We start from the raw sequence: 11,235 nt of genomic DNA on the forward strand, positions 1-11,235 counted from the left end.
CTGGGCAGAGATGCATCGATGGTCATGCCAGATCCTCGCCGCCGAACGGCAGCGTTTTTGTCGCGTAGAGGCGACCTTAATGCGATCGGCGCCATATTTCCACGGGAAAGCCCGAACTTCGTCGGGCAAATGCCTGTTGTCTCGATGCTTTCGTGATGGAGTGCCGCCACCGGATGGGGTCCGACCGGGCTCGACAGCATTCCCGAAACGCCAGCGGCTCGGGCTTCCCCGCCCACGTGCGGAGCGGCGGCCGGCAGGCTCACGCTACTTCCCAACCGCCGCCAGCGCCTCCTCGCGCACGCTGCGCATGCCGGCGTTGAGCGTATCGGGCTTCATGGCGATCACCGGCTGCAGGTAGGTATCGAGCACGCGCCTGGCCGCCTCGGTGTCGCGCAGCTTGAGCAGGGTGACGTACAGGCGCGACGCGCTCTCGATGGTGTGCGCGTCGGTATCGCCCAGGGTGCGGGCCCGACCTTCCAGCGCCTTGGCATGGGCATCGCGCGCCTGTGCCCAGCGACCGGCACCGGCATCGATGCGGCCGACCAGGTCGTAGGTGGCCAGCGTCATCGGGTGGTCCTCGCCCAGCTGGCGGCGCAGCGCAGCGAGTACCTGCTCGCCCTGCGTGCTGGCTTCGGCGTACTGGCCGTTCTCGCACAACAGGCTGGCCAGGCTGCCGCGGGCATAAAGGGTGCTGAAGTGGTCGGGGCCCAGGGTGCGGCTGCGGCCGGCCAGGATCGCGCGCTCCATCGCGATCGCCTCGTCGTAGCGGTCCTGCTTGGATAGCAACCGCACCATGTCGTTCATCGCATCCAGCGTGTGCGGGTTGTCCGGACCGAGTACGCGCCGGTACCCCTGGATGATCGCGTCCAGCCGTTCGTGCACCTGCGCCATGGTGGTCGGATCGAGCGCCAGCCGCACCTCGTTGGATGCCGCCAGTGCGCGCGCCTGCAGGGTGGCCGGGTGGTCGGCGCCGAGGCGGCGCTGGCGGATCTGCGCCACGTCCTGCGCCAGCGCGAGCGAACGCTCGTATTCGTTGTCCTGCGAATACAGCAGGGTGGCCAGGGTCAGGGTGGTGGCGAGCGTTTCCGGATCGTTGATGCCGAAGGTCTGGCGGTAGAGCGGCACCAGTTGCTCCAGCTCGGCCCGCGCGCGATCGCGCTGGCCGAGCTGGGTCAGGGTTTCCACGCGGTCGCGGCGCAGCCGCAGCACGCGTTCGTCGGTGGCCGGCAGCTGCGGCGCCAGCCGTGCGTAGAGCGCCTCCTGCCGTTCCAGCGCCTGCTTGAGCTGGCCCTGCGCGGCCAGCACGCGGGCGCGCCCGGACAGCGCAGCCACATGCAAGGGATCGGTCAGGGGCAGCGCGCCAGCCGCAGGCAACGTGCTGTCGTAGATCTGTGCCGCCTGGTCCGGCTGGCCGCCGCGATAGAGCGCCTCGCCCAGGTCGATGCGTGCCGAAAGCAGCGCCGCGTCGCCGGCTGGCAGGCGGCGCCGGCGCACCTGCACCACCCGGCGCAGTTCCTCGGCCGCATGGCCGTAGCTGCCGATGGTCAGCAGTACCCGCGCCAGCGATTGGCGCATATCCGCGGCCAGCAATGGGGCGTCGGCGAAATCCTTGTCCAGCCTCGCCAGCGCATGGCTCACCACGTAGGTGTCCAGCGCGTCGCGCGCCGGTCCGGACGCGGCGATGCCGGCAAAGGCCTGGTCCAGCTGCGCGCGATCGATCGCCTGCCCGGCCGGATCGCCGAGGCGCGCCAGGACCAGCGCGCGCTCGCCGCGGATCATCGCGTGCCCCATCGCGTCGATGTCCACGCTCTGCAGCATCGATTGCTGGAAGTCGACCATGCGCTCCAGGTCGTGCTGGCGCTGCTCGGCCAGGCGCTGCGCCGCGCGCGTCTGCACCAGCGCCAGCAGTGAGGCGGTCAGCCCTGCCAGCACGGCCAGCAGCACCATGCCGGCGGCGGTCAGCGGCCAGCGGTTGCGCTGGGCGAAGCGGCGCAGGCGGTACCACTGCCGGCCCCGGCGCGCCTTCACCGGCCGCCGCGCCAGGTAGTAGCGCAGGTCCTGCGCGAACTCGGCCACGCTCGCGTAGCGCTCGCTCACTTGCCGGCGCAGGGCCTTGAGCACGATCGCGTCGATGTCGGCTGGGATCCTGCGGCGCGGCTGGTTCTCCTCCGCCGGCAACTCGCGCAGGCTGCGGCTGGGCGCCGTCACCTGCCCGCCGACGATGGCGTTGGACAGCAGGTGCGGCGTCACCAGGTGCTGGTAGGGGCGGCGCCCGGCCACCAGCTGGTAGAGCACCACGCCCAGCGAATAGACGTCCGCCGCGGTGGTCAGCGGCTGCTGCTCGATCTGCTCGGGACTGGCGTAGGCCAGGGTAAGCGCATGGGCCGCAGTGGCGGTGGCCAGCACCTGGCCGCCCTCCTCGATGATGCGCGCGATGCCGAAGTCGAGCAGCTTGGGCGTACCGTCGGCGGTGACCAGGATGTTGGCCGGCTTGATGTCGCGGTGGATCACCAGGTTGCGATGGGCGAACTCCACCGCATCGCAAACCTTGAGGAACAGCGCGATGCGCTCGTTGAGCGGCATCGCGCGCGCATCGCACCACTCGTCGATGCGCTGGCCCTGGACGTACTCCATCGCCAGGAACGGCCGGCCGCTGTCCATCACGCCGCCGTCGAGCAGGCGCGCGATGCCGGGGTGTTCCAGGCGCGCCAGCAGCCGGCGCTCCTGGCTGAAACGCTCGTGCAGGATCGGCGAGCCTTCGGCGGCGGCATGCAGGAACTTCAGCGCCACCTGCTGCGAGAAGCCCTCGTCGCAGCGCTCGGCCAGGTACACCATGCCCATGCCGCCTTCCCCGAGCACGCGCAGGATGCGGTAGTTGCGCGGCGCAGTGGCTTGCGCCTGGTGGCCGCTCAGGTCCGGCGCCGCGGCCACCGGCGCGAACGGCAGGGTGGCGGTGTGGGTGCGCTCGATCGCCTCGAGCATCCAGCGCACCTCGCGCTCGAGCTCGTCGTCCCCGACGACGTGCCCGGCGATGAGCGCATCACGTTCGTCGGTTGCCACATCCATCGCAGCCAGCGCGATGCGCTTGGCCGCGGCATAGCGACCCGTCAACTGCCTTGCCATGGCGGTTCCCCCGGAGCCCGAAGGGGATTATGGCGCGTTTGGCCGGATCGGGGCGGGCTCAGACCACACGGCTACCTGTCATGTCCGCAACTCGGCCGAAGCCGCACGGCACACGCCTGGCGAGGCAACCGCCTTCGCCAGGGGAGCGGCCGGCACTCAGACCTTTGCCAGGATCCGCACGTCCATCGAGCCGCCGGCGCGAAAGGCCACGGTGCGCGCACCGATGCGCTCGAAGCCGAGGTCGATGCAGTCGCCGCCGACGTCGAGCCGGTGCAGGGTCAGCCGGTCGACGCCGTCGGGGAGGCTGGGCCGGTCGATGCGCACCTCGCCGCGCCGGCCGTCGACCTCCACGCCCAGGCAGGCCTGCAGCATCATGAACATCGAGCCGGCCGCCCAGGCCTGGGGCAGGCACGCGACCGGATAGGCGATCGGCGGTTCGCCGGTGGCGCGCGGAAAGCCGCAGAACAGCTCGGGCAGGCGCATGCCGAAGTGCACGGCCGCCTCGAAGGTCTCGCCGAGCAGGCGAACGGCATCGTCGCGCTCGCCGTAGTGGGCCATGCCGGCGGCGCACAGCGCCACGTCGTGCGGCCACACCGAGCCATCGTGGTAGGACATCGGGTTGAAGCGCGCCTGCTGCATCGCCAGGGTGCGCACGCCCCAGCCGCTGTCGAAGGCGGCGGTGCGGAACTGGCGGATCGCCTTCTTGGCGCGCCACAGCTTGGGCAGGCCCACGTACAGCAGATGGCCGACGTTGGAGGCGCGCACGCGGCACAGCGTGTCGTCGCCGTCGCGGGCGATGCCATAGGTGCCCAGCTCCTCGTCCCAGAACAGGTCCTCCACCGCCTTGCGCATGACCAGCGCGCGGTGGCGCCAGCGGTCGGCCGCCTCCTCCTCGCCGCGCCGCTCGGCCACCCGGGCCATCGCGCGCAATGCGGCGTAGACGTAACCCTGCACTTCCACCAGCGCGATCGGCGCCGGCGGAATGCGCCCGTCGGCGTGGAACACCGAATCCTCGCTGTCCTTCCAGCCCTGGTTGAGCAGGCCGCCCCGTTCGCCTTGCGCGTAGGTGAGGAAGCCGTGCGGGTCCAGGTCGCAGGTGCGTTCGATCCAGCCCATGGCGGCGGTGAGCGTGGGCCAGAGCTTGTCGACGAACACCTCGTCGCCGGTGCGCTCGGCATAGGCGCCGGCGAGCATCACGTACAGCGGCGTGGTGTCGACGCCGCCGTAGTAGCGCCCGAACGGCACCTCGCCGAGCTCGGCCATCTCGCTCTTGCGGGTCTCGTGCATGATCTTGCCGGGCGCCGAATCGCGGAACGCGGAGGTTTCGCGCGCCTGGTGCTCGGCGAGGTAGCCGAGCACGCCACGCGCAAGCCCCGCATCGAGCCACAGCAGCTGCAACGCGGTGATGATGCCGTCGCGGCCGAACGGCGTGGCGAACCAGGGAATGCCGGCGCAGGGGTAGGGGCCGGTGGGGAATTCGCTGACCAGCAGGGCGATGTCCGCGCGCGAGCGTTCCAGCCAGTTGTTGAACAGCCGCGCGTTGCTGCGCGGCCGTGCGCCGTGGCTGCGGCGCTTGCGCATGGCGCGCCGCGCCTTGGCGGCGGCGGCACGGTAGCGCTCGCAGCTGGGCTGCACCGCCTCCGGTCCAACCTCGACGTAGAGCTCGGTCGTGCTCAGGCGCGGCAGGGTCAGCTCGAGTTCGGCCGTATGGCCGTCCAGCCGGCCGGGCGCGACGGAGAAGCAGATGACCGAACGGCGCGTCACGCCGTCCAGTCCGTCATAGCGCAGGGTCACCGCGCCGCCGTCGACCTGGGGCGGATGCCGTTCACCGCGGCGCGCGCGCGGCGTGCCACGCACTTCGAAGATGTCGCGGAAGTCGGCATCGAAACGCAGGGTCAGCGTCACCCGCACTTCGCTGTCGTCGTAGTTGACGCAGGAGATGCGCTCATACATGCGCGCCTCCCACAGGAAACGCACGCGTTCCAGGTGGATCACCCCCTGCGGCGTGACGCGCTCGCCCATCGGCGGCAACGGCTTGTTGGACAGGTTGGCGGTGAACAGTACGTTGTCGTGGCTGATCGCGGCGCTGAGCAGCGAGGGCGGCTTGCCGCCCAGGTCCAGCACGAAGGCGGACAGCATCCGCGTGTCGTTGTGGAAGAGCCCGTCGGCGTCACCGCGGACGTCGCCATAGGCGTCGCACACCACGAAGGTGTCGCCCGACTTCAGCGAGTACTGCCCGCGCGCGGTGCCGGCCGAAGGGGTTTCGTCGTCCTGGGTCGCTTCGCTCATCACCTTGCCTCGTAGGCCAGCGGCCAGGCGGGCAACGCGGGCGCGACGCGGCAGCGGCGTTCGTACAGGTCCACGTAGTGGCTGGCCATGATTTCCGCGGAAAAGCGCCGCTCGAAGGTGGCACGCACCTCGCGGCGATCCAGTTCCGGAAGCCGATGTACCGCCTCGATCGCTTCGGCCTCGCTTTCGACGATGAAGCCGCTGACGCCCTCGTCGACCACCTCGGGCACCGCACCGCGGTTCCAGGCGATCACCGGCGTGCTGCAGGCCATGGCCTCGATCATCACCAGGCCGAAGGGTTCGGGCCAGTCGATCGGGAACAGCAGCGCAGCGGCGTTGCCCAGGAACCGTTCCTTGTCGGCGTCGCCGATCTCGCCGATGTATTCCACCAGCGGGTCGTCCAGCAGCGGCCGGATCTCCTCGCGGAAGTAGGCGCGGTCGGCCAGGTCGATCTTGGCGGCGATCTTCAGCGGCATGCCGCTGCCCCGTGCGATGGCGATGGCGCGGTCGGGGCGCTTTTCCGGCGAGATGCGGCCGAGGAAGGCGAGGTAGCCGCCGTCGGCGCACGGATGCGGGCGATGCAGGGCTTCCGGCAAGCCGTGCGACACGGTACCGGCCCAGTTGGCGAAGTGCAGCGGGCGGCGCTGATGATGCGAGATCGACACCAGCGGGTAGTGCGGCCAGCGCCGGTACACCTCGCCCAGGTCCTTGAGGTCCAGCCGCCCGTGTAGCGTGGTGAGGGTGCGGCCTGCGCAATCCTCGAACATGGGGAAATGGATCATGTCGACGTGGAAGTGCAGCACGTCGAATTCGTCGGCGCGGCGGCGCACTTCCTGCAGCATCGACAGGTGCGCAGCCAGGTCGGACTTGAGCAACGCCGGGTCGAGCCGGATCGCCTGGTCGCGCACCGCCACCAGTTCGGCGCGGGTGCGCGCATCGGCGCTGGCGAACAGGGTGACGTCGTGGCCCAGGTCGACCAGCGTATCGGTGAGCCAGGAAACGATGCGTTCGGTGCCGCCGTACAGCCGCGGCGGGGTGGATTCATACAGCGGGGCGATCTGGGCGATGCGCATGGGTGTCCTCGGCGCCGCCGCCTCCACGCGCCGACGCATTGAATGAGCCTTGTGCGCGCCGCATCCGCCAGCCTGCATCCGTTAGAATCGGCGGATGTCCCTGATCCAATTGCAGCACGTCGATTTCAGCATCGGCGGCCCCCTTCTGCTTGCCGATGTCGACCTGTCGGTCGAGCGCGGCGAACGCGTCTGCATCGTCGGCCGCAATGGCGAGGGGAAGTCCACCCTGATGAAGCTGATTGCCGGCCAATTGCAACCCGACGACGGTGAAGTGAGGGTGCAGGGAGGCACGACCGTGGCGCGCATGGCGCAGGAAGTGCCGCAATCCACGGCCGGCTCGGTGTTCGACGTGGTGGCGCAGGGCCTGGGCGACCTGGGCCAGTTGCTGGCGCGCTACCACCACCTGCTCGCCGCCGACGACCTGGCCGCGCTGGGCGAGGTGCAGCACGAGATCGAAGCGCGCCATGGCTGGGACCTCGACCGCCGCGTGAACGAAGTGCTGGCGCGGCTGGAGCTGCCGGGCGAGACCGATTTCGCCGCGCTCTCCGGCGGCATGAAGCGCCGCGTGCTGCTGGCGCAGGCGCTGGTGACTCGGCCCGACGTGCTGCTGCTGGACGAGCCGACCAACCACCTGGACATCGAGGCGATCGGCTGGCTCGAAGGCTTCCTCAAGTCGTTCGACGGCTCAATCGTGTTCGTCACCCACGATCGCAGCTTCCTGCGCGCGCTGGCCACCCGCATCGTCGAGATCGATCGCGGGCAGCTCACCGACTGGCCCGGCGACTACGACAACTACCTGCGCCGGCGCGAGGAGCGGCTGCACGCCGAAGCCCAGGCCAACGCGCTGTTCGACAAGAAGCTCGCGCAGGAAGAGGTGTGGATCCGCCAGGGCATCAAGGCCCGGCGCACCCGCAACGAGGGCCGCGTGCGCGCGTTGAAGGCGCTGCGCAACGAACGCGCGCAGCGGCGCGAGCAGGTCGGCACGGCGAAGATGACGCTGGCCACCGCGCAGGCCTCGGGCAAGAAGGTGATCGAGCTCGACCACGTGCACCAGAGCTACGGCGGGCGCGTGTTGATCGATGACCTTTCCACCACGGTGATGCGCGGCGATCGCATCGGCATCATCGGTCCCAACGGCGCGGGCAAGAGCACATTGCTCAGGATCATGCTCGGCGAACTGAAGCCCGGGCACGGCACGGTGGAGCTCGGCACTGGCATCCAGATCGCGTATTTCGTCCTGCACCGGGTGCAGCTGGACGACACGCTCAACGCGCTGGACAACGTGGCGCAAGGCCGCGAGTACATCGAGCTCGGCGGCCAGCGCAAGCACATCGTCGGCTACCTGCAGGATTTCCTGTTCTCGCCCGAGCGCGCGCGTGCACCGATCACGCGCCTTTCCGGCGGCGAGCGCAACCGCCTGCTGCTGGCCAAATTGTTCGCGCAGCCGTCGAATTTGCTGGTGATGGACGAACCGACCAACGACCTCGACGTCGAGACGCTGGAACTGCTGGAGGAACTGCTCGGCGACTACCAGGGCACGCTGCTGCTGGTCTCGCACGACCGCGCCTTCCTCGACAACGTGGTGTCCAGCACGCTGGTGCTCGAAGGCGAGGGCCGTGTCGGCGAATATGTGGGCGGCTACAGCGACTGGCTGCGCCAGCGGCCGGCCGCCCCCGCGGCCGCGCCGGACGCGAAGAACGCACCGGCGGCCGTCGCAGCACCCACACCCGTTGCCGCGCCGGCGAAACGCAAGCTGAGCTACAAGGACCAGCGCGAACTGGAACAGTTGCCGGCGCGCATCGAGCAACTGGAAAAGCAGATCAACGCACGCACCGCCGCCATGAACCAGCCGGCGTTCTTCCAGCAGGACAGCGCCGCCATCGTGCAGGCCAACGAAGCGCTGGCAAAGCTGCAGGCCGAGCTGGACGTCGCCTACGCGCGCTGGAGCGAGCTGGAGGGCTGAGCGCCTTTGGCGCCTCTCCCTCCGGGGAGAGGGCTAGGGTGAGAGGCCACGCTTGCGGCATGGCCCGCCTGTAACCAAGCCTTTCTTTGGCGCCCAGGCACCCAGCGACCTCCCCGCGAGCCCCACCGCTCACGCAACCCTCTTCCCCGGAGGGAAGAGGGCTCAGGGCGGCGCGTCAGGCCAGGCAGGCAGCCACAGGCGCGCCAGCGCCCCCGGCTTGCCGTCATCGCGCGCAGTCAGCGCCACCCCGCCCTCGTGCGCTTCGGCGATCTGCCGCGCCAGCGCCAGGCCGATGCCCGAACCGCCGGGCTTGGTGGTGAAGAACGGCACGAACAGGTTGTCGCTGGGCGGCGGACCGGGGCCGTCGTCCTCCACTTCGACCAGCGCCCGTTCGCCCTGCCGCCGCCAGCGCACGCGCACGTGAGCCGAAGCGGCTTCGACGGCGTTCTGCACGAGGTTGATCAGGGCCTGCTCCACCTGGTCGGCGTCGGCGCTGACCACCAGCGGCCCGCCCTCCTCCAGCGTGACCCTGCAGCCTGCCGGGTGCGCCAGCGTCAGCCGCGCGACCTTTTCCGCCACCTCGCGCAGGTCCACCGCCACGCGCTGCGGCGGCGGCAGCCGGGCCAGCTTGCCGTAGCCGGTGAGGAAGCGCGCCAGCGCGCCGGCGCGGTTGCCGATCACCTCCAGCCCGCTGCGGAAGTCCTCGCGCCAGTCCTCGGGCAAGGGTTCGCGCGCGGCCAGCGTGGCCAGCGTGCCGGCCATCGACTGGATCGGCGCCAGCGAGTTGTTGACCTCGTGCCCGAGCACGCGCAGCAGGCGCTGCCAGGCGGCGCGCTCCTCCTCGCGCAGCACGCGGCCGACATCGTTGACCACCAGCAGCCGCCCGCCACGGCCACCGCTGCGCAAGGCCGCGTGCCGTATCTGGAAGCGGCCGCTGCGGCTGGGGAAGGTGTGCATCGCCACCTGGTCGGCCGGGCCATCGAGCAGCCCGGCCAGGCCGAGCTCGGCGGCGCTCAGGCCAAACAGCCGATGACGCTCGGCGTCAAGCAGCTGCTGCCCGGCGGGGTAGAGCAGCCGCAGCCGCAACGCTTCGTCGAACACGTACACGCCGCTGTCGAGCGCGGCCAGCGTCTTGCCCAGCAGGTGAGTCGATTCCTCGAATTCCAGCCGCTCCTTCTGCAGCCGCTCGGCCAGCGCGTTGACGTCGTAGACCACGTCGCCGAGCGCGCCGCCCTGCACGCCGCGCAGGCTGTAGTCGCCCTCGCGCAGGGCCTCGAGCAGGCCGGCCAGGGTGTACAGCGGGAACACCACGCGGCGGTACTGCCAGCGTGCCAGCACGGCGGTGAGCGCCAGCGCGACGGCGAACAGCATCCAGCGCGCGGTCGCATCCGCCGGCGGATGCAACGCGTGCACCAACAGCACCAGCAGCGCCGGCGCAGCCACCAGCAGGCTGCCGCCGAGCACGCGCCGCTCGAAGCGCGGCATGCGGCCGGCGCGCGCGCGCGGATCAATCCCCGGCATCGGCGCCGGCCGCGCGCAGGTCGTGCTTCTCCAGCCGCCGGTACAGCGACTGGCGGGTGATGCCCAGCGCATCGGCAGCGCGCTGCAGGTTGCCTTCGTGCCGCTCGACCGCGCGCGCGACCAGCCAGGCCTCGGCCTGCTCCAGGGTCATGCAGTCCAGATCCTGCGCCGCCTGCGCGGGCGCGCCGAAGTTGAGCGCAGCGGCATCGACCTGGTCGCGCTCGGCCAGCAGCGCGGCGCGTTCCATCAGGTGCTGCAGCTCGCGCACGTTGCCCGGCCAGCGCCAGGCGAGCAGCGCGCGTTCGGCCGATGGCGCCAGGTGCAGGCCGTCACGGCCGTAGCGCCGCGCGTTGCGGGCGAGGAACGCGTTGGCCAGCGGCAGGATGTCCTCGACGCGCTCGCGCAGCGGCGGCAGGCGCAGTTCCAGCGTGTTGAGGCGGTAGAGCAGGTCCTTACGGAAGCGCCCTGCCGCGACCTCGGCATCGAGATCCGCATTGGTCGCCGACACCAGCCGCACGTCGACCTTCTGCGTGCGCGAGGAGCCCAGCCGCTCGAACTCGCCGTCCTCCAGCACGCGCAGCAGCTTGGGCTGCTGCGCGGCCGGCACGTTGCCGACCTCGTCCAGGAACAGCGTGCCGCCGTCGGCCAGCTCGAAGCGGCCGATGCGCTCGCCCTTGGCGTCGGTGTAGGCGCCGCGCACGTGGCCGAACATCTCCGACTCGAACACGCTCTCGGCGATGCCGCCCATGTTGACCTTGACCAGCGAGCGGCCTGCGCGCGCCGAATGCTCGTGCAGCAGCTGCGCGATCACGCCCTTGCCGGTGCCGTTCTCGCCCAGCACCAGCACGTTGGCATCGCTGGGCGCGATGCGCGCGGCCATCTCCAGCACGCGCCGCATCGCGGCCGATTCCGCGATCACCTCGGCCGAACCGCGCAGCAGCGCGTTCTCCGCTTCCAGCCGGCGCTGCCGGCGCCGGCCCTCGCCCAGCGCGATCTGCGCGCGCAGCACGCGCAGTAGGCGCGCGTTGTCCCACGGCTTCTCGATGAAATCGGCGGCGCCGCGGCGCATCGCCTCCACCGCCAGCGGCACATTGCCCCAGGCGGTCATCACCACCACTGGCAGCTCCGGCGCCTGCTCGCGCAGGCGAGCCAGCAGCTCCAGCCCTTCCTCGCCGGAGGTGGTGTCGCGGGTGTAGTTGAGGTCGATCAGCGCGCAGGCGAACTCGCGCTTGCGCAGCGCCTCCAGCGCCGCGGCCGGACCCTCGG

Annotated in this window: 6 protein-coding genes; 1 reads left to right on the top strand and 5 read right to left on the bottom strand. The window is 70.7% G+C overall.

Going from position 1 to position 11,235, the window contains the following annotated elements; genetic code table 11:
• Positions 1 to 264: 264 nt before the first annotated feature.
• The 3 genes from HOQ08_RS12405 to HOQ08_RS12415 all read right to left on the bottom strand — a co-directional run bounded on the left by HOQ08_RS12405 (position 265) and on the right by HOQ08_RS12415 (position 6,485).
• Positions 265 to 3,123 (bottom strand): serine/threonine-protein kinase, encoded by a 2,859-nt coding sequence (locus tag HOQ08_RS12405; protein ID WP_291195271.1) that lies wholly within the window; start codon positions 3,121 to 3,123, stop codon positions 265 to 267.
• A gap of 156 nt (positions 3,124 to 3,279) precedes the next feature.
• Positions 3,280 to 5,412: an amylo-alpha-1,6-glucosidase gene (locus tag HOQ08_RS12410; RefSeq protein WP_291195274.1), complete on the bottom strand. Its 2,133-nt coding sequence runs from the start codon at positions 5,410 to 5,412 to the stop codon at positions 3,280 to 3,282.
• Entirely contained in the window at positions 5,412 to 6,485 is a 1,074-nt protein-coding gene (locus tag HOQ08_RS12415; RefSeq protein ID WP_291195277.1) for a glycosyltransferase family 4 protein, read from the bottom strand. The genes HOQ08_RS12410 and HOQ08_RS12415 overlap by 1 nt, the downstream gene beginning before the upstream one ends.
• A gap of 94 nt (positions 6,486 to 6,579) precedes the next feature.
• On the opposite strand from HOQ08_RS12415, the gene HOQ08_RS12420 reads away from it, so the two are divergent.
• Positions 6,580 to 8,448, top strand: a complete 1,869-nt coding sequence (locus HOQ08_RS12420; RefSeq protein ID WP_291195280.1) for an ATP-binding cassette domain-containing protein — start codon at positions 6,580 to 6,582, stop codon at positions 8,446 to 8,448.
• A gap of 162 nt (positions 8,449 to 8,610) precedes the next feature.
• On the opposite strand, the gene HOQ08_RS12425 is transcribed toward HOQ08_RS12420, so the two are convergent.
• Both HOQ08_RS12425 and HOQ08_RS12430 read right to left on the bottom strand, forming a co-directional pair.
• Entirely contained in the window at positions 8,611 to 9,969 is a 1,359-nt protein-coding gene (locus tag HOQ08_RS12425) for an ATP-binding protein (RefSeq protein WP_291195283.1), read from the bottom strand.
• A partial coding sequence (locus tag HOQ08_RS12430) for a sigma-54 dependent transcriptional regulator (protein ID WP_291195286.1) occupies positions 9,956 to 11,235 on the bottom strand: 1,280 nt, incomplete at its 5' end. The genes HOQ08_RS12425 and HOQ08_RS12430, both read right to left, overlap by 14 nt.

The sequence above is a fragment of the Frateuria sp. genome, assembly GCF_013362045.1.
In the GTDB taxonomy this organism is placed as follows: domain Bacteria; phylum Pseudomonadota; class Gammaproteobacteria; order Xanthomonadales; family Rhodanobacteraceae; genus Frateuria_A.

Excerpts from the sequence above, each read along its gene's own strand:
- HOQ08_RS12405 (WP_291195271.1), bottom strand. The coding sequence starts at position 3,123 with ATGGCAAGGCAGTTGACGGGTCGCTATGCCGCGGCCAAGCGCATCGCG.
- HOQ08_RS12425 (WP_291195283.1), bottom strand. The coding sequence starts at position 9,969 with ATGCCGGGGATTGATCCGCGCGCGCGCGCCGGCCGCATGCCGCGCTTC.
- HOQ08_RS12420 (WP_291195280.1), top strand. The coding sequence starts at position 6,580 with ATGTCCCTGATCCAATTGCAGCACGTCGATTTCAGCATCGGCGGCCCC.
- HOQ08_RS12410 (WP_291195274.1), bottom strand. The coding sequence starts at position 5,412 with ATGAGCGAAGCGACCCAGGACGACGAAACCCCTTCGGCCGGCACCGCG.
- HOQ08_RS12415 (WP_291195277.1), bottom strand. The coding sequence starts at position 6,485 with ATGCGCATCGCCCAGATCGCCCCGCTGTATGAATCCACCCCGCCGCGG.